The organism is Psychrobacillus sp. FSL K6-2836 (assembly GCF_038003085.1).
Lineage (GTDB): Bacteria > Bacillota > Bacilli > Bacillales_A > Planococcaceae > Psychrobacillus.
Map to the genome: position 1 here is coordinate 1,431,272 of NZ_JBBOOM010000001.1, position 18,452 is coordinate 1,449,723.

Annotated in this window: 19 protein-coding genes; all 19 read right to left on the reverse strand. The window is 39.0% G+C overall.

Annotation, left to right across the window (positions count from 1 at the left end; all coding sequences use genetic code 11):
* Nucleotides 1-8 precede the first annotated feature (8 nt).
* The 19 genes from spoIID to MKY37_RS06625 all read right to left on the reverse strand — a co-directional run bounded on the left by spoIID (nucleotide 9) and on the right by MKY37_RS06625 (nucleotide 18,405).
* Nucleotides 9-950, reverse strand: a complete 942-nt coding sequence (gene spoIID, locus MKY37_RS06535; RefSeq protein WP_340775094.1) for a stage II sporulation protein D — start codon at nucleotides 948-950, stop codon at nucleotides 9-11.
* Nucleotides 951-1,728: 778 nt separating this feature from the next.
* A complete protein-coding gene (murA, locus tag MKY37_RS06540) occupies nucleotides 1,729-3,024 on the reverse strand; it encodes a UDP-N-acetylglucosamine 1-carboxyvinyltransferase (protein ID WP_340779854.1) in 1,296 nt (431 codons plus the stop codon).
* Between the two features lie 318 nt (nucleotides 3,025-3,342).
* Entirely contained in the window at nucleotides 3,343-3,579 is a 237-nt protein-coding gene (locus MKY37_RS06545; protein WP_340775096.1) for a DUF1146 family protein, read from the reverse strand.
* Between the two features lie 248 nt (nucleotides 3,580-3,827).
* Nucleotides 3,828-4,232 (reverse strand): F0F1 ATP synthase subunit epsilon, encoded by a 405-nt coding sequence (locus MKY37_RS06550; RefSeq protein ID WP_340775100.1) that lies wholly within the window; start codon nucleotides 4,230-4,232, stop codon nucleotides 3,828-3,830.
* 24 nt (nucleotides 4,233-4,256) lie between these two features.
* Nucleotides 4,257-5,672: a F0F1 ATP synthase subunit beta gene (gene atpD, locus MKY37_RS06555; RefSeq protein WP_090565613.1), complete on the reverse strand. Its 1,416-nt coding sequence runs from the start codon at nucleotides 5,670-5,672 to the stop codon at nucleotides 4,257-4,259.
* Between the two features lie 34 nt (nucleotides 5,673-5,706).
* Nucleotides 5,707-6,567: a F0F1 ATP synthase subunit gamma gene (locus MKY37_RS06560; protein WP_340775104.1), complete on the reverse strand. Its 861-nt coding sequence runs from the start codon at nucleotides 6,565-6,567 to the stop codon at nucleotides 5,707-5,709.
* Nucleotides 6,568-6,611: 44 nt separating this feature from the next.
* Complete coding sequence (gene atpA / locus MKY37_RS06565; protein WP_340775106.1) at nucleotides 6,612-8,120, reverse strand: F0F1 ATP synthase subunit alpha; 1,509 nt, start codon at nucleotides 8,118-8,120, stop codon at nucleotides 6,612-6,614.
* A gap of 27 nt (nucleotides 8,121-8,147) precedes the next feature.
* Entirely contained in the window at nucleotides 8,148-8,684 is a 537-nt protein-coding gene (locus tag MKY37_RS06570) for a F0F1 ATP synthase subunit delta (protein WP_340775109.1), read from the reverse strand.
* Complete coding sequence (gene atpF, locus MKY37_RS06575; RefSeq protein ID WP_340775111.1) at nucleotides 8,681-9,205, reverse strand: F0F1 ATP synthase subunit B; 525 nt, start codon at nucleotides 9,203-9,205, stop codon at nucleotides 8,681-8,683. The genes MKY37_RS06570 and atpF overlap by 4 nt, the downstream gene beginning before the upstream one ends.
* A gap of 141 nt (nucleotides 9,206-9,346) precedes the next feature.
* Nucleotides 9,347-9,571 (reverse strand): F0F1 ATP synthase subunit C, encoded by a 225-nt coding sequence (gene atpE, locus MKY37_RS06580; RefSeq protein WP_053590520.1) that lies wholly within the window; start codon nucleotides 9,569-9,571, stop codon nucleotides 9,347-9,349.
* A gap of 64 nt (nucleotides 9,572-9,635) precedes the next feature.
* On the reverse strand, nucleotides 9,636-10,352 hold the full coding sequence (gene atpB, locus MKY37_RS06585) for a F0F1 ATP synthase subunit A (protein ID WP_340775118.1): 717 nt from the start codon (nucleotides 10,350-10,352) through the stop codon (nucleotides 9,636-9,638).
* 26 nt (nucleotides 10,353-10,378) lie between these two features.
* Nucleotides 10,379-10,753 (reverse strand): ATP synthase subunit I, encoded by a 375-nt coding sequence (locus MKY37_RS06590; RefSeq protein WP_340775120.1) that lies wholly within the window; start codon nucleotides 10,751-10,753, stop codon nucleotides 10,379-10,381.
* Nucleotides 10,754-11,161: 408 nt separating this feature from the next.
* Nucleotides 11,162-12,283: a non-hydrolyzing UDP-N-acetylglucosamine 2-epimerase gene (wecB, locus tag MKY37_RS06595; RefSeq protein WP_340775122.1), complete on the reverse strand. Its 1,122-nt coding sequence runs from the start codon at nucleotides 12,281-12,283 to the stop codon at nucleotides 11,162-11,164.
* A gap of 18 nt (nucleotides 12,284-12,301) precedes the next feature.
* Complete coding sequence (upp, locus tag MKY37_RS06600) at nucleotides 12,302-12,931, reverse strand: uracil phosphoribosyltransferase (protein WP_340775123.1); 630 nt, start codon at nucleotides 12,929-12,931, stop codon at nucleotides 12,302-12,304.
* Nucleotides 12,932-13,950: 1,019 nt separating this feature from the next.
* The gene (gene glyA, locus MKY37_RS06605; RefSeq protein WP_340775126.1) at nucleotides 13,951-15,210 is read right to left on the reverse strand and encodes a serine hydroxymethyltransferase; all 1,260 of its coding nucleotides are present in this window, start codon (nucleotides 15,208-15,210) and stop codon (nucleotides 13,951-13,953) included.
* The gene (locus MKY37_RS06610; RefSeq protein WP_340775128.1) at nucleotides 15,207-15,752 is read right to left on the reverse strand and encodes a TIGR01440 family protein; all 546 of its coding nucleotides are present in this window, start codon (nucleotides 15,750-15,752) and stop codon (nucleotides 15,207-15,209) included. The genes glyA and MKY37_RS06610 overlap by 4 nt, the downstream gene beginning before the upstream one ends.
* 15 nt (nucleotides 15,753-15,767) lie before the next feature.
* Entirely contained in the window at nucleotides 15,768-16,208 is a 441-nt protein-coding gene (gene rpiB / locus MKY37_RS06615; protein ID WP_340775130.1) for a ribose 5-phosphate isomerase B, read from the reverse strand.
* Nucleotides 16,209-16,657: 449 nt separating this feature from the next.
* Complete coding sequence (locus tag MKY37_RS06620; protein WP_340775132.1) at nucleotides 16,658-17,962, reverse strand: methyl-accepting chemotaxis protein; 1,305 nt, start codon at nucleotides 17,960-17,962, stop codon at nucleotides 16,658-16,660.
* A complete protein-coding gene (locus MKY37_RS06625) occupies nucleotides 17,959-18,405 on the reverse strand; it encodes a low molecular weight protein arginine phosphatase (protein ID WP_340775134.1) in 447 nt (148 codons plus the stop codon). Before MKY37_RS06625 ends, MKY37_RS06620 begins: the two co-directional genes overlap by 4 nt.
* Between the last annotated feature and the right edge of the window lie 47 nt (nucleotides 18,406-18,452).

Below are 18,452 nucleotides of genomic sequence, written 5' to 3' on the forward strand. Positions count from 1 at the left end.
TTTGCAAATCAAGGAGATTTTAAACATGGTGAAAATTTTTTTATTTCTGTACCTTTATAGTAGTGAAGTAAAATATCGGCTGCCAATACAGAATCATTTGCAAGTACCTCTGCCCCGTACTGACTCATCCCTACTCCATGCCCGTATCCAACCGTATCCACTACTACTTTATCAGATTGAAACATTATAGTGAAATCAGTAGATGGTAGACCTAAAAGGGTTCGAACTTCACGGCCTGTCCACGACTTTCCATCCATATGGATCGATTCTACTCGGTCCGTATCAGTCTTTCGTACTTCGAAAGTTTTAGGTATGTTTGAAGTCCATTTCATATTAAAGGCTTTAGACCATTCTCCATGTGTAAATTCAAACTGCTTCGTTCTATTTGGAGCATACATTTCCTCTGATTTACTTGGTACAGATACTAAATAGGGGATCGCATTTCCACTGTAGTTTTCTGCACTTTCCGTTTGACCGTTGCTGGAAGAAAAGAACATCGCTGTGATTAGTTGATCTTTATAGACGATAATTTCTCCCTCTGTCGCAGCGATAACCTTCTTTAGCTTGTCCTCATATTGTTGGAAGGAGGCCCCCCACTTTTCTTTCCGATCTGTCTCACTAGCATAGACCTGTTTCAATACTGTTGGATTGATTGATTTTTGACCATAATTCGTATCTCTAAGCACATATGTCCTTGCCGCTATAGATTGAGCCTTTAATGCCTCTTCATGAAAAGTAACCGGCATTTCAGCAGCCACAACTCCAAGTACATAACTTTCTAGCGGAATTTTCTCCTTAACCCCTTTCACTTCGATTAGTATTGGACAAGAAATTTCGAGTTCCGATGTTGGCGATGGTACTGTTTCTTCTTTTGGTTTTTCTTTTATTAATAAAAAGGGCAAAAACAACAGGGCTGCGCATAGGATTATAAAAAGTATGTTTTGTTTCATAGAAATACTATATGCTCGTACTGAGAGACTGATGATTCTATTAATATCAAACTACTAATTGAATTTTGATAAATAACAAACATAAATCGACACAAATATTAAAAAAGGAGGTTGCTAATAAAAACTGCGCTATGCAAGAGAACTTAAGCTATACGAGAGACCCTACACTATACGAGAGCAAATTGGTCCTTTACGAGAGACTTAGAGGATTATACGAGAGTGAACTCCAGCTATACGAGAGCAAATTGGTGCTATACGAGAGAGTTAGAGGACTATACGAGAGTGAACTCCAGCTATACGAGAGCAATTCAGTCCTATACGAGAGACCTACACTATACGAGAGCAAATTGGTCCTTTACGAGAGACTTAGAGGATTATACGAGAGTGAACTCCAGCTATACGAGAGCAATTCGGTTCTATACGAGAGACTTACACTATACGAGAGCAAATTGGTGCTATACGAGAGAGTTAGAGGATTATACGAGAGTGAACTCCAGCTATACGGGAGCAATTCAGTCCTATATAAGAGACCCTACACTATACGAGAGCAAATTGGTGCTATACGAGAGACTTAGAGGATTATACGAGAGTGAACTCCAGCTATACGAGAGTAATTCAGTGCTCTACGAGAGACCTTACACTATACGAGAGCAAATCGGTCTTATACGAAAGAGTTAGAGGATTGTACGAGAGAGACTCCAGCTATACGAGAGCAATCATGCAACAAAAACGAAAAAGCACTACACATGTATACATGCGTAGTGCTTTACATATAGTGTTATACAAATTGCACTGTTTTCTCTGCTGATTCGCTACCGATGCGTTCAATATCGGCGCCTAATGCTGCCAATTTTTTATCAAAATCGACATATCCTCTATCAAGATGGTAGAGCTCCGTAACGCGTGTGATTCCTTCAGCGACTAATCCTGCAATAATAAGTGCTGCTGCCGCTCTTAGGTCGGTTGCAGCGACTTCTGCACCTTGTAGGTCGGATGGGGACTCCATAATGACAGAACGTCCTTCGATTTTCATGTTGCCATTCATTCTGCGGAATTCTTCCACGTGCATGAAGCGATTTTCGAATACTGTTTCTGTTATGATGCCAGTTCCGTGGGCAGTCATCATTAATGCCATCATTTGGGATTGCATATCTGTTGGGAAACCTGGGTGTGGCATCGTTTTGATATCAACTGATTTTAGATTTCCTTTAGAACGTACACGAAGACCTTGTTCCTCTTCGGTAATTTCAATGCCCATTTCTTGCATTTTAGATATAAGTGCTGTCATATGTTCAGGTACTGCATTTTCAATGAGCACATTACCTTTTGTTATTGCAGCAGCGACCATGAATGTTCCCGCTTCAATACGATCAGGTATGATATGGTGTTCTGTGCCATGAAGTTCTTCCACACCTTCAATGCGAATAGTGTCGGTACCTGCACCTTTTACCAATCCGCCCATTTCGTTGATAAAGTTAGCTAAATCGACAATTTCAGGTTCTTTTGCAGCATTTTCGATAATTGTTGTACCTTCCGCTAATGCCGCAGCAGTCATAATATTTTCCGTTGCACCTACGCTTGGAACATCCAAATAAATTTTGGCACCTTTTAGACGTCCATTAGTAGTTGCTTCAACAAATCCATGTCCAAATGAAATTACTGCACCCATTGCTTCGAAACCTTTTAAATGCTGATCAATAGGACGTGATCCTATTGCACAACCACCAGGAAGAGCTACACGTGCAAATCCATTACGCGCTAAAATTGGACCCATTACAAGTATAGATGCACGCATTTTACGAACATACTCGAATTGGGCTTCACTAGATAGTTTCTTTTGCGAATCAATGATTACTTCATTCTTTTCCGGGTTATAACTAACTTCTGTATTTAAACTTTTCAATACTTCATTTATTGTCAAAACATCTGCAAGTGTCGGTACATCTTTAATAACGTTTTTGCCTTTAGTAGCAAGTAGAGCTGCAGCTAATACTGGTAGTACTGCATTTTTTGCACCTTCTACTCGTACTTTCCCGTTTAACGTTTGGCCACCTTTAACAACGATTTTGTCCACTACTTTCCCTCCGCGTTCATTATCCATTTGCTTTATATAAAAGAATACGTATGATGTCAATTTTAGGTATTCAAAACAATATTCATCATACAATGTAATTCGACTACATACAAGCATCTAAAACACTATTTTTGAGCTTTTCCATTATTTTTCTTGTTCTATTATACGTATTACCCAGCCTTTTCGTGTAGATAATTTTAAAATACCCATAGTACGAACGGGTAAACCTATTGAACAAAAAATTTCCCAGGAAATACGTGAAGATTCTACATGCTCATACAAACTTTCCCATAATTTGCATGAGCATATAGGATCTTTTTACTCGAATAAAAATGGAAGCTGATTTGACCAACTTGTTAAATTCAAGAAAAAATTAGCGACGATAGATCCAATCACTATACTCGTTAAAATATAAAAAAGTTGTGCTTGAAATACACGATTTTTCTTTATTATTTTATCCATCATTAATGCCTGTAACGCATAGAAAGATATTCCAATAAAAAAGATATTTGCTAGTATAGCAATTACTGCTTGTTCACTACTTAATAATCCCATTTATAGTCCTCCTATTTTAGGCAATAGTAAAAAAAGCAGACAGAATTAAATTATTCTGCCCGCTTCATCTAAATCAAATTCACCTAGGCATTTAGCTAAGAATATGCAGGAAATTTAACCTATGTCGTATACATCCTCATAGGCTAACTGACCTTCGTCAAGCCACTAACGGCTAGCAAGATAAATTCCCTTACAAAATCCATTGCTTCGCCATAGGTTTTAAGATTATCCCACATAAAGAAATAAGCTTAAATATTACCCTCATAAACGTTGATACGATTCATCGCACGTTTCAAGGCAAGCTCAGCGCGGTTGAAGTCAACCGAGTCTGATTTGCTTTGAAGACGTTCTTCAGCACGTTTCATCGCTTCTTTAGCACGAGCTAAATCGATACTTGAAGCAACCTCAGCAGATGTTGCTAAGATCGATACCTTTTCAGGTCGAACTTCCACAAAACCACTGCTTACTGCTACGTACTCTGTTTTTGCCTCTTTTTTCAATTTTATTGCACCTGCTACAAGTGGTGCAACCATTGGAATATGGCCAGGTAAAATACCGATTTCACCAGATGCTGTTTTCGCGATAATCATGTCTACTTCAGAATCGTATACCGGGCCGTCGGGAGTGACAATATTGACTGTAAGTGTCTTCATATTTTTACCTCCTGGTCCGATTTATTATACTTCTACGCCCATGCTTTTCGCTTTTTCTACAACTTCTTCAATGCGTCCAACTAGACGGAATGCATCTTCTGGTAAATGGTCATATTTTCCATCAAGAATTTGTTTGAATCCTTCAACAGTTTCTTTAACTGGAACGTATGAACCTTTTTGACCTGTAAATTGTTCTGCAACATGGAAGTTTTGAGATAGGTAGAACTGAATACGACGAGCACGGTTTACTACTAGCTTGTCTTCATCTCCTAATTCATCCATACCTAAGATTGCGATAATATCTTGAAGCTCTCTATAGCGTTGTAATGTATATTGCACTTGACGTGCTACATCATAATGCTCTTGACCTACGATTTCCGGAGAAAGCGCACGTGAAGAAGAAGCTAAAGGATCAACCGCTGGATAGATACCCATCTCAGATAATTTACGTTCTAAGTTTGTAGTCGCATCTAAGTGAGCGAATGTTGTTGCTGGAGCTGGATCCGTATAGTCATCGGCTGGTACATAAATCGCTTGGATAGATGTAACTGAACCAGTGTTAGTTGACGTGATACGCTCTTGTAATTGACCCATTTCAGTTGCAAGTGTTGGTTGGTAACCAGCAGCTGAAGGCATACGACCTAAAAGTGCTGAAACCTCAGAACCTGCTTGCGTGAAACGGAAAATATTGTCGATGAATAGAAGTACGTCTGCACCTTGTTCATCACGGAAATATTCTGCCATTGTAAGACCAGTTAAAGCAACACGCATACGTGCGCCAGGTGGTTCATTCATTTGACCGAATACCATTGCTGTTTTCTTAATAACGCCTGAATCACTCATCTCATGGAATAAGTCATTTCCTTCACGCGTACGCTCTCCAACACCAGCGAATACAGAAATACCGCCATGCTCTTGAGCAATGTTATTAATAAGTTCTTGAATAAGAACCGTTTTCCCTACACCGGCACCACCGAATAGACCGATTTTACCACCTTTAATATAAGGAGCTAATAGATCTACTACTTTAATACCTGTTTCAAGAATTTCAACTTCTGTAGATAGGTTTTCAAATGTTGGAGCTTGACGGTGAATTGGATCACGACGTTCTCCAACTGGTACTTCTTCCCCTAAGTCAATAACTTCACCAAGTACGTTGAAAACACGTCCTAAAGTTACATCACCAACTGGAACAGAAATTGCTGTACCAGCATCAAATACCTCTGTACCACGCTTAAGGCCGTCCGTAGATGACATTGCAATAGTACGAACTGAGTCATCTCCTAAGTGTAACGCTACTTCTAATGTTAAAGTTGTAGGCGCTTCGTTTGGACGTTCAATCGCTACAGTTAGTGCATTATAGATAGCTGGTAAATGGCCGTTGTCAAACTTAACGTCAACAACTGGACCCATTACTTGTAGTACTTGTCCTTTGTTCACTACTGTTCCCTCCTGTCTTACTTTCTATCTAGAACTATTCTAATGCCGCTGCGCCGCCGACAATTTCCGTAATTTCTTGCGTAATTGCTGCTTGACGTGCTCGGTTGTATACTAATGTTAAATTGCTGATCAAATCAGCTGCATTGTCTGTCGCGGATTTCATCGCAGACATACGAGAAGCATGCTCACTGGCTTTACCATCGAGTAATGCACCGAAAATCAGGCTTTCCGCATACTGTGGAAGTAATACTTCTAGAATTGCTTCAGGTGAAGGCTCAAATTCATAAGAAGCAGTTGTGCCTGTTTCTACTGCAATATCCGTAAGTGGCAGTACCTTTTTCTCCGTTACTTCACTGGAGATAGCACTGACAAAGTGGTTATAGTACATATAAAGTTCATCATATGTACCATCCGTGAACATACCAACAGCTTTGCGAGCAACTTCTTTAATATCAGCAAAAGCAGGTTGGTCTGGTAAGCCGACTACTTCCCCAATTACGTTAGAACCACGCTTTAGGAAGAAATCACGTCCCATACGCCCAATTGCGAAGATTACATACTCTTCTTTTGAAGAATGTCTTTCAGCTATTGCATTAGCTACAGCACGAATAACATTACTGTTATATGCGCCAGCCAAACCACGATCAGCAGTAATGACAAGATATGCAGTCTTTTTAACAGGACGAGAAGTTAACATTGGATGCCCACTATCACTAGTACCTGATGCAATTGCACCAACTACTTCTTGAATTTTTGACATGTAGGGAACGTATGCTTTCGCATTTTCCTCCGCACGGTTCAATTTAGAAGCAGAAACCATTTGCATAGCTTTTGTTATCTGACTTGTTTTCTTTGTTGACGTAATTTTACTTTTAATGTCGCGTAATGATGCCACTGGTATTTCACCACCTTATTGTTTTTTTCACTTAGACAAAGGAATTATTCAGATTTAGCGAAAGTTTTTTTGAATGCAGAAATTGCATTGCTCATATCTTCATCTGAAGGAAGGTCTTTTGTCGTGCGAATATGATCTAAAACATTTGTGTGGTTTGAATCTAACCAGCTTCCAAGTTCTGCTTCAAAACGAGTAATATCTTTCACTGGAATATCATCTAAATGGCCACGTGTTAGAGCATATAAAATCATTACTTGTTTTTCCACTTTAATCGGGCTATTCAAGTCTTGTTTTAATACTTCTACTGTACGCACACCACGGTTAAGTTTAGCTTGTGTTGCTGCGTCAAGATCTGATCCAAATTGAGAGAATGCTTCAAGTTCACGGTATGCAGCTAAGTCAAGACGTAGTGTACCCGCAACTTTTTTCATTGCTTTAATTTGTGCTGACCCACCTACACGAGATACTGATAATCCGGCATTGATCGCTGGACGTACACCCGAGAAGAATAAATCAGATTGTAAGAAGATTTGACCATCTGTAATAGAAATTACGTTTGTTGGAATATAAGCAGAGATATCTCCAGCTTGTGTTTCAACGAATGGTAATGCAGTGATTGAACCTGCACCAAGTGTTTCATTTAACTTCGCAGCGCGCTCAAGTAGACGGCTGTGTAAGTAGAATACATCCCCTGGATATGCTTCACGGCCTGGAGGACGACGAAGAAGTAATGAAAGCTCACGGTATGCAGCAGCTTGTTTAGATAAATCATCATAAACGATCAATACATGCTTACCTTCGAACATAAATTCTTCTGCCATTGTTACACCAGCATAAGGAGCTAGGTAAAGTAATGGAGCTGGTTGTGATGCAGATGCAGTTACAACAATTGTGTAATCTAAAGCACCTTTTTTACGAAGTGTTTCTACAACGTTACGTACAGTCGATTCCTTTTGACCAATTGCAACATAGATACAAATCATATCTTGGTCTGCTTGGTTTAGAATAGTATCGATTGCAACAGATGTTTTACCTGTTTGGCGGTCACCGATGATTAACTCACGTTGGCCACGCCCGATTGGTACAAGTGCATCAATCGCTTTAATACCTGTTTGAAGTGGCTCATGTACAGATTTACGTGCCATAACCCCTTGTGCAGGACTTTCGATTGGACGAGATTTTGTAGTTGCAATAGGACCTAGTCCGTCAACTGGTTGGCCAAGTGGATTGACAACGCGGCCAATCAATTCTTTACCAACTGGAACTTCCATAATACGGCCTGTTCGACGTACTTCATCGCCTTCTTTGATGTCCGAGTATGGTCCAAGGATAACGATACCAACGTTGTTGGCTTCCAAGTTTTGCGCCATACCTAAAACACCAGTTGAGAATTCTAAAAGCTCTCCAGCCATGACATTGTCGAGGCCATGAGCACGCGCGATACCGTCACCAATCGTGATTACCGTACCAACGTCGCTAACTTTCATCTCAGATTCGTAATTCTCAATCTGCTGCTTAATCAAGACACTGATTTCTTCAGCTTTGATGCTCATGTATGTCACCTCTCATAATTCATAATATTAACCGATCAAGTTACGTTTTAAGCGATCTAATTTTGTGCTTAGAGTGCTGTCGTAAATGCGGTTTCCGATTTGAACACGCATTCCACCTATAATTGATGGATCTACAATGTTTTGAATATTTAAAGCTTGTTTTCCTACGTTTTTAGCAAATACAGATGATACGTTTGCACGTTCTTCTTCTGTAAGTGCACGTGTAGTATACACTTTCGCTTCAGCAATACCTTGTGCTTCATTCGAAAGAATCATAAATTCAGAAATAATGTCTGATACTTCTGCTAATCTCTTCTTATCAATAAGCACTAAAAGTGTATTGATAACGATCGGATTGGCATTTGCAAAGATTTGACGTATTAACTCTTTTTTCTTGTCTAGAGATAACTTTGGAGAGGTGAATAAAGTTTTCACGTCTTTGTTACCATTCCAAACAACTTTAAGTTCTCGCAAATCATTTTCGACTGCTGATACTTCATTTTTTTGTGTTGCTAACTCGAACAAAGAGATTGCATAACGCTTAGCTACAGTTGAATTACTCAATTAACCTCGCCTGCCTTCGCAATCGTTGCCTCGATTAGCGCACGATTATCTTCTTCCGAAACTTCTTTTTCAAGAACTTTCGACGCTGCAAGTACTGAAAGTGAAACTACTTCTTCACGTACTGCTGCAATCGCTCTTTCTTTTTCTGTATCAATTTCACGGATAGCAGATTCTTTCAAACGGATAGCTTCAGTACGAGCAGTTGTGATAATTTCCTCACGAGATGCATCGCCTTGCTTTTTCGCATTTTCTACAATCGCTAAAGCTTCCGTACGTGCTTCTTTAAGTAAGTCACGTTGTTCTTCAAGTAAACGCTGTGATTCTTGGCGACTATTTTCAGCTGCTGCGATTTCACTTGCGATTAACTCTTCACGTTGAGTCATAATCCCCATAAGTGGACCCCAAGCTACTTTCTTCAATAGAACCATAAGTAACAGGAAGAAGAATAATGTAGCTAAAATATCCCAAGTATTCAACCCATCATGGCCACTAGCACCAAGTACAAGGTAATCAAAAGACACGATTGTTTCACTCCTTTCAAACGCTATTAAGAGATCTTGCTTCTATTATTTAATAGTAATCATTGTTTTCTAGTTCATATAATGTGTTATTCATAAAGAGAATGGCGGATTAAGACCCGCCATTAAGACTTGATTGAGTTATTATTTGTTTAATACGATGAATGCGATAACTGCTGCGATAATTGGAATCGCCTCAACTAATGCTACCCCGATGAACATAACTGTTTGTAAAGCTCCACGTGCTTCTGGTTGACGAGCGATACCTTCTACTGTTTTTGAAACGATTAAACCATTACCAATACCTGCACCAAGTGCACCTAAACCGATTGCTATAGCTGCTGCTAAAAGACCAACTGAACCTACCATTGTGTAATTTCCTCCTTGGAATGTTGTTTTATTTTTTTTCTGTTTAAGAATCTAAACAGTTATATTAATGGTCTGCCGACACTTTGTGTGACATATAAACCATTGTTAACATAACGAAAATGAATGCTTGGATTCCGCCGATAAATAGCGAGAAACCTTGCCATGCCATTGCTGGTATAATTGCACCAACAAAGCCAAAAGCTCCATAACCTGTTGCTAAACCTGCGAGAAGGCCTAAAAGAACCTCACCTGCATAGATGTTCCCGTAAAGACGAAGACCAAGTGTCAACGTATTTGCGAATTCCTCGATAACTTTTAATGGGAATAAGAACGGCATTGGCTTTAAGTATGTATCTACTGCGTAGCCCTTCATACCCTTCATCTTTATTCCATAATAGTGCGTTAAAATGATAATCATAACTGCCAATGTCATTGTAACTGTTGGGTCTGCCGTCGGAGATTTCCACCATAGTACCCCATCATAAGATATGGAGAATGGAAGTCCTAATAAGTTCGCTACTGCGATAAACATAAGTAGGGTTATTCCAAGAACATGGTATCGACCGCCAGTTTGCCAGTCAAAGTTACTTTTAATGATTCCCTTCACAAAGTCCATAATCCACTCCATGAAGTTTTGCATACCAGTTGGCTTCATCTTTAAGTTTCTAGTTGATATAAAGGCGATCAAAAATACTATTAGTGTAGTCACTGCTAACATTAAAATATTGGACCAGTTCCCTGTCATGCCTAGAAATTCAAATGTGGGATTTGAATGTTCCACGATTAATTCACCTCTCTTTCACATTCTCATTGCTGATTTTTTACATGAAACATAATACGTTCTACAACAAGTAAAACATAGGGAATCATTAATCCGATAACTGTACTGATAAGATGGATATACTCCGGAAGGGCAAGTGCAATTGCAACCGCTGCAACACCCGATGCAAATCGGAATGTTGTACCTAAACCTGCTCGTCCTTTTCCGCTCTCAAGTACACGATCAAATTTCTCCATTCTACGAACTAGAATCCAGAAATTATACAGACCAAATAAAGAACCAAGTGCCAAGCCTGCAAAAATTGTCGAATAAGGTGTAAAACCCCAACCTAGCGCACAAGCTGCGAGCAAAAAATATATGTACTTTTTTTGCCTCGTAAATATACGTTGCATTTCTAGCATTGATCTTTAATCTCCTGAATCATATTTTCGAATGGTAGTAATTGCTGCCAACATGCAATTGTAGAATTAACAAGCAGGCATATTACTAGTAATACTGGAGTGGTTCTAATAATAAATCCATTCACATCCCTATGAATGAAGTTGAACCGGTAAGCTGTGAGAGAATCGCAGAATACATTGCTTTCCCTTTAATTGGACGTCTAATATGACGTGAAAAGAATCCTCACATTTTTTCCTTATTAAGTAAAAACTGTGAATCTAGTAGAAAGTTAATCTGACAAGCGTTTCAAGCATGAAACCCCTATCATGATTATCCTTTGTAAGCATACAATAGGGGCAAATTGATGTCAATTGCTTAGAGCGAAAAACTTAGAATAGCAAAACTTTCCGACATTTTATGGACAAATTTTATTTTTCTGCTTTTTGAAGGAAGTTTATTAAAATTTCAACTATTCTTTGTGAAGCCTTTCCATCACCATAAGGATTACTTGCTTTAGACATCGTATGATACGCTACTTCATCGGATAGTAATTCATTTGTTAATTGGTAGATGGTTTCTTCTTCTGTACCGGCAAGTTTCAGCGTGCCAGCTTCTATACCTTCTGGACGTTCCGTAGTATCTCGAAGAACAATAACTGGTTTTCCAAGAGAAGGAGCTTCTTCTTGAACACCACCTGAATCAGTCAATATTATATGAGAACGTGCAGCGAAGTTATGGAAATCTAGAACTTCTAATGGTTCTATTAAATGGATCCGTTCATGATCTCCTAATATTTCATTGGCAATTTCCCTAACTGCTGGATTCATGTGAACTGGATAGATTACTTGTACATCTTTATGTTCCATAAGTAATCTGTTAATGGCACGGAACATATTCCGCATTGGTTCGCCTAGATTCTCTCGTCTATGCGCAGTTAATAAGATAATTCTACTTCCTTCAAGTTGCTCTAAGATAGGATGTGTATAATCGTCTTTTACTGTCGTTTTCAAAGCATCAATAGCCGTATTGCCAGTAACAAAAATAGTGTCTTTTTGCTTGTTCTCTTCTAATAGATTTTTTTCCGATTTTACAGTAGGAGCAAAATGAATATCTGCCATTACTCCAGTTAGTTGTCGGTTCATCTCTTCAGGAAAAGGTGAAAACTTATTCCATGTACGTAATCCTGCTTCTACATGACCAATAGCAATTTGGTTATAGAATGCTGCTAGACTTGCCACAAAAGTAGTAGAAGTATCTCCATGAACAAGTACAATATCAGGTTTAGCTTCTTTCATCACTTTATCTAAGCCTTCAAGTGCTCTAGTCGTTATATCTACTAATGTTTGACGGTCTTTCATCATATTTAAGTCATAATCTGGTTTTATGTTAAATGTATCCAATACTTGATCAAGCATTTGACGATGTTGAGCAGTCACCGTTACCAGCGATTCAATCTCTTCGGGATGTTTTTGAAGTTCTAAGACAAGTGGGGCCATTTTAATCGCCTCTGGTCTCGTACCAAAAATCGTCATTACTTTATATTTACGCATGAAATACAAACACTCCTTTTATTTTGTACCAAACAAACGGTCACCAGCATCCCCTAAACCAGGAACGATATATCCGTGATCATTTAACTTCTCATCAAGTGCAGCAATATAAATATCTACGTCTGGATGTGCTTGTTGAAGAGCTTCTACGCCTTCAGGTGCTGCGATTAAACACATAAATTTAATGCTTGTCGCTCCACGCGTTTTAAGAGAGTTTACCGCTTCGATTGCTGAACCACCTGTAGCTAGCATTGGATCTACCAAAATGAAATCACGTTCTGCTACGTCTGCAGGAAGCTTTACGTAATATTCCACTGGCTTTAATGTTTGTGGATCACGGTAAAGTCCAATATGTCCTACTTTTGCAGCTGGGATTAACTTAAGGATTCCATCAACCATCCCTATTCCAGCACGTAATATAGGAACTATCCCCATTTTCTTCCCAGCAAGCACTTTCGATTTTGTAAGTTGAACTGGAGTTTCTACTTCTGTTTCCTCCAACGGCATTTCTCGCGTAATCTCAAACGCCATGAGTGTAGCAACTTCATCTACTAATTCACGAAATTCTTTTGTGCCTGTTTTTACATCGCGAATATATGTAAGTTTGTGTTGAATAAGGGGGTGGTCAAATACAAATACTTTTGGCATACTAGCAGATCTCCTTTTGTGTTTTATTTAAATTCTATTAATTATACCAAAAAACGCAGGATACAAACAGTAATCCTACGTTTTTAATATTGCGTCTATTTGCACCAAGAATATTGTTTTGTAAATCATCATTTAGGGAGCAGTAAATGGCTATGATATTATATTCTCTCCTTATTCATACTTTCTATACGGATATGTGTTACCAGTCCGATGAAATCAATTTCTATAACCACTGCTAATGGAATTAAGAATAGAGATATATTTGTAATAAACTTCCGTCCCGCAAGTAAATCTTCATCGAGTGCAAGTATTTGAAGAAGGCAAGCGAGTAACTGACGGTTAAGAACAAGTAAACTCCTAGTAGACGCAAGTAAACAACACTCCACCGCAAGTAAATAATCATGTAGTGTGAAACCTGTCCTTATTTATAGTTTCTACTCGGATGTGCGCTGCCGCACGCTATGCATGAGCCTCCAAGGATGTGTCGCTATCGCTTCTTCATCCCTTTTGAAGTCTCATTCTTCGCTCTCTTGCGGCTTGGAAGGCGCACACTCCTATAAATCGCTGGTCAGAAGAAATCTCTTTCTATAATTACTAGGTAGTGGCACAGAAAATAGATATATATATGTGTAATTAACTTCCGTTCCACAAGTAAACAACACTCCACCGCAAGTAAACAAACTTCTAGCGGAGTATCTGATTATGAAATTTGAAATCTTTCCTTATTGATACTTTGCTCTAACTGTCTACGTCTATATCAATACTTTACATAATTATTGTTTTTATAAAATTAGCTTATTCCATCTTAAAATTAATACCTACTCACTTATTGATTGTAGTGGAAAGTGGCGACACTAGCGGGATGAGTGAGACATCACAACGACACTTTGCGACGGTGATGGCTCATCGCTCAACCCGCGAAAAGCGTCCACCTGAAACGGAAATCAGCTGAATTATTTCTCTACGCACACAAAAGCCAGCTACTGTTAGTGAAGTAGCTGGCTTTCATATATCTTATTCTATTCGTATAATGGGAAGTTACTTGTTAATGTTGCAACTCTTTCTTTTGCTTCTTTTAGTACTTCTGCATCCTCGTTATTTTTTAATAGTTTTGCAATGATAGATGCGATTTCTTTCATTTCTGCTTCTTTAAATCCACGAGATGTTACAGCTGGTGTACCAATGCGGACACCTGAAGTGATGAATGGACTTGCTGTATCGAATGGGATTGTGTTTTTGTTTACTGTGATTCCAACCTCATCAAGGACATGCTCCGCTACTTTACCAGTCAGCTCAAGAGCAGATACGTCTAATAGCATAACGTGGTTATCTGTACCACCAGAAACGATACGGATTCCCTCTGCAGTTAGACTGTCTGCTAAAGCTTTTGCATTGGCAATTACTTGTGCTTGGTACTCTTTAAATTCTGGTTTCTGTGCTTCACCAAATGCTACAGCTTTAGCTGCAATTACGTGCATTAATGGGCCACCTTGAATTCCTGGGAAAATTGTTTTATCAATTTTCTTCGCAAACTCTTCTGTCGTTAAGATTAATCCACCACGTGGTCCACGTAATGTTTTATGTGTTGTAGATGTTACAAAATGTGCATGTGGTACTGGGTTAGGATGAAGACCAGCAGCTACTAAGCCTGCGATATGAGCCATATCTACAAATAGGTATGCACCAATTTCATCTGCAATTTCACGGAATTTAGCGAAGTCAATTGTACGTGAATAAGCACTTGCTCCAGCAACGATCATTTTTGGCTGGTGCTCTAATGCGATTCTACGGACTTCTTCATAATCGATTAGTTCTGATTCTTTGTTAACACCGTACTCGATAAAGTTATATTGAATTCCACTAAAATTGACAGGAGAACCATGCGTTAAGTGCCCACCATGAGACAAATTCATCCCTAGGATTGTGTCACCCGGTTGCAGTGCAGTCATGTAAACTGCCATATTCGCTTGAGAACCTGAATGTGGTTGGACATTGGCATGCTCTGCACCAAAAATTTCTTTCAAACGATCACGTGCAATATTTTCCACTACATCTACATGCTCACAGCCACCATAGTAACGTTTACCAGGGTAACCTTCTGCATATTTATTGGTAAGTACAGAGCCTTGTGCTTCCATTACAGCCTCTGATACGAAGTTTTCCGATGCGATTAACTCGATATTCGATTGCTGACGCTTTTTCTCCGCTAACATTGCCTCATATACTGCTGGATCTTGTGATAAAATTTTCTCCACTATTCGTTCCTCCTCAAAATTCATCCGTAAAATGCACGCTCTCCGCCAATTAGCTTAGGACGCGTTTTTGCAATCAACACGATTGCTTCCCCAATTTTCTTTATAGACAAGCGAATTGGCACAGCTACAGGTTGAAGCTGCATACCAATTAAAGTTTGTCCTATATCAATGCCGGCATGTGCTTGGACATGCTCGACTACAACAGGGTCATTAAAATGTGAGTAGGCATATGCAGACATAGAGCCACCTGCACGAACCACCGGTATAACTGACACTTCTTGTAATCTATATAATACTTGTGATTTTCTTTCCATTGTAACGGCGCGATTAATATGTTCGCAGCCTTGAAAAGCTAAATGGATATTGTTGCGTTTTGCAAATGCTTGTAAAGGGGTGAATAAAACCTCGGCAACTTTTATGCCGCCTGCAGTTCCAATTTTTTCACCAATAATTTCTGAGGTCGAACATCCAACGACGAATAAATCATTTTCATGAAACACGATTTGCTGCTCCACTTCTAAAAGAAGCTGTTCGATTTGTTCTACCCACAAACTTTTTGCTTCCATAAGGAATCCCTTCTTCTATGCGTTTTCTATTTCTGAAATCTTTTCTACGCGACGTACATGACGTCCACCTTCAAAATCCTGTGCAAGCCAAGTCGAAACTATTTCTCTTGCAAGCCCTGCGCCAATAACACGTTCACCCATTGCGATAATGTTAGAGTCATTGTGACTTCTAGTAGCCTTCGCAGAAAATACATCATGAACTAATGCACAACGAATGCCTTTAACTTTGTTTGCTGCAATAGACATACCGATACCAGTACCGCAGATTAAAATACCACGATCGAAATTACCATTTGCCACACCCTCTGCTACAGGCATTGCAAAGTCTGGATAGTCAACTGAATCGTTACTTTTTGGTCCAAAATCTTCATAAGATAATCCTAATTCTTCAAGAAGCTGTATAATTTCCTGACGAAGATTATTTCCACCATGATCAGAAGAAATTGCAATTTTCAACTCGTTCCCTCTTTTCTGTTTATCCCTGTTTAACAGGCTGTAATATCCCCCCACAAATTTTTCAAGAAAAAATTAAGAGAAAACAGGTGGGGGATAAACCCCCTGTAAATCTCCGATTGGTTCGGACCAACATAATGTTGGTCACTCAAGCATTGCCGCACGATGCAGCATTATTTGCCTGAGTTCCTTTTTCCATCAGTGGGGATGAAGAAAACCCCATTGTTGGAAGTTTCACTTTTTTACTCCTCAACATCATACCATTTTTCTATATAAAAAAACACAACTCACGTAAAGTGAGTTGCATTATTTTTGTTTAATTTGACGAATTTCTGAAAAATATAAAAGAAAACAGTATATTTTCATCAACTTTATATAAAAATACGAACATTTAACGAGATTTAACAATTAATGATCGTTTTTCTATTTCTCTATTAAACTTATAGAGAGAATTAATTGGATTTCCGATCAAATTGAGATATTACTTTAAATAGCTCTTCTGATTGTTGCTTTAACCCGTAGGATACAGATTCAATTTGCTCGATGGAACGGGCTTGTTCATCCGTTGCACTGCGAACCTCTTCTGCTCCTGCAGATGTTTCTTCAGCAATGGCCGCTACTTCCTGTGACTGACGTGCTGTACTTTCTATATTTGTTAATTGTTTTTCTACTAGTGAGGAAATTTCAACTACCGATTCCGCCATCTCATGAATCTTTGTAGACATTCCTTCAATTGCTTCATTTGTTTCGGAAACCCGTTTAGCCTCTCCAACTGCAAAGCTTACTTGATCTGTCATCTGACGGACCACCGTTTGTACATCCGTTTGAATAGCTAAAATCAGTTCAGAAATACCTTGTACAGCTTTAGCACTTTCATCTGCTAGTTTACGAACTTCCTCTGCTACGACCGCAAATCCTTTACCATGTTCTCCAGCACGTGCCGCTTCAATAGATGCATTTAGTGCAAGCAAATTCGTTTGTGCTGCAATATCTCCTACCAATTGAATAATACTTTCTACTTTCCCTGCATTTTCTTCTAATTGATGAACATTCCCAAGGGCAGCTTCACTACCAGAAGCAATTTTTTGAATCCCATTTACTAGCGTCTGGATAACCTCTGTAGTTTGGGATAAACCTGTTATCATTTCATTGGATTGTTTAGAAGACTTTTCTGCACGAAGATTTACTTCTGAAGCCAATACTCGTACATCTTCTACTGATTCGGCTGTTTCTTGAACCGCTACGGCTGACTGCTCTGCACCTTCTGAAATTTGGGCTATCGTATGAGCGATTGCTTCTGCCTGCTCTGAAGCGGCGGATGATTCTACTGAAAGCTGCTGTACTGTTTTATTTGTTTTGTCAAAGTTATCTTCAATACTTAGCACCATTTCTCTTAAATTCACTAACATAGACTGAAATGCGATAGCCACCGACTGTATCTCATCTTTCGATTTCGGCACCTCGACATCAACACCAATTTTTCCTTCTGAGGCTAATATTGCGACTTTTTCTAAGTTGAATAAAGGCTTGATAAGAAGACCACTGAAGAAATAAGCTAGAATACCAGACCATAAAATCCCAAGTGCATATGTTGCAATCTCAAATCCCCAAGAATTCGTTGCTCCATCAAACAATAGCGGTTGTATAAAGCGGATAAATAAAGCACTTGTCGTATACGTAATTAATGCCAAAATAGCTACAAATAACACAATCTTCTTTTGAAGACCAAAACTGTGCTTTTTCTTTTTTTCGTTCATCCCGTTTCCCCCTGTAGTTTTTTCACTAGTTCATCTGTTAGTACTTGTAGTTCTCGAAAGGTACTTTCATATGTAAACAAATCTCCCCCATACGGATCAGATACATCCCTTACATCTTCAGGGGTTACAAACTCTTTGTACATATACACTTTTGAGATTGCATGAGGGAATCCTAAAATAATTGCATGTTTGTGAGAGGCAGTCATCGTTAGGATTAGATCTGCCCAGTCTACCAACGCCTCATCTACAGAAGCAGTTGCATGTGTAAATGGAATCATTTCTTGTTCTAATACTAATTGTCCATTTCTTGATATTCGCCCGCCGTTCATAGCATAGATGCCAGCAGATCGAACCTCCATACCATCAATGTTTTGAGACTTTAATAATGCCTCGGCAATCGGACTCCGACATGTGTTACCTGTGCAAACAAACAGAATATTCATAGATCTATTTCCTCATCTCTAGTATATATTAATTGGTCCTATAAATG

Excerpts from the sequence above, each read along its gene's own strand:
- spoIID (WP_340775094.1), bottom strand. The coding sequence starts at position 950 with ATGAAACAAAACATACTTTTTATAATCCTATGCGCAGCCCTGTTGTTT.
- MKY37_RS06545 (WP_340775096.1), bottom strand. The coding sequence starts at position 3,579 with ATGGGATTATTAAGTAGTGAACAAGCAGTAATTGCTATACTAGCAAAT.
- MKY37_RS06550 (WP_340775100.1), bottom strand. The coding sequence starts at position 4,232 with ATGAAGACACTTACAGTCAATATTGTCACTCCCGACGGCCCGGTATAC.
- atpA (WP_340775106.1), bottom strand. The coding sequence starts at position 8,120 with ATGAGCATCAAAGCTGAAGAAATCAGTGTCTTGATTAAGCAGCAGATT.
- atpE (WP_053590520.1), bottom strand. The coding sequence starts at position 9,571 with ATGGTAGGTTCAGTTGGTCTTTTAGCAGCAGCTATAGCAATCGGTTTA.
- MKY37_RS06590 (WP_340775120.1), bottom strand. The coding sequence starts at position 10,753 with ATGCTAGAAATGCAACGTATATTTACGAGGCAAAAAAAGTACATATAT.
- wecB (WP_340775122.1), bottom strand. The coding sequence starts at position 12,283 with ATGCGTAAATATAAAGTAATGACGATTTTTGGTACGAGACCAGAGGCG.
- upp (WP_340775123.1), bottom strand. The coding sequence starts at position 12,931 with ATGCCAAAAGTATTTGTATTTGACCACCCCCTTATTCAACACAAACTT.
- glyA (WP_340775126.1), bottom strand. The coding sequence starts at position 15,210 with ATGAATTTTGAGGAGGAACGAATAGTGGAGAAAATTTTATCACAAGAT.
- MKY37_RS06610 (WP_340775128.1), bottom strand. The coding sequence starts at position 15,752 with ATGGAAGCAAAAAGTTTGTGGGTAGAACAAATCGAACAGCTTCTTTTA.
- MKY37_RS06620 (WP_340775132.1), bottom strand. The coding sequence starts at position 17,962 with ATGAACGAAAAAAAGAAAAAGCACAGTTTTGGTCTTCAAAAGAAGATT.
- MKY37_RS06625 (WP_340775134.1), bottom strand. The coding sequence starts at position 18,405 with ATGAATATTCTGTTTGTTTGCACAGGTAACACATGTCGGAGTCCGATT.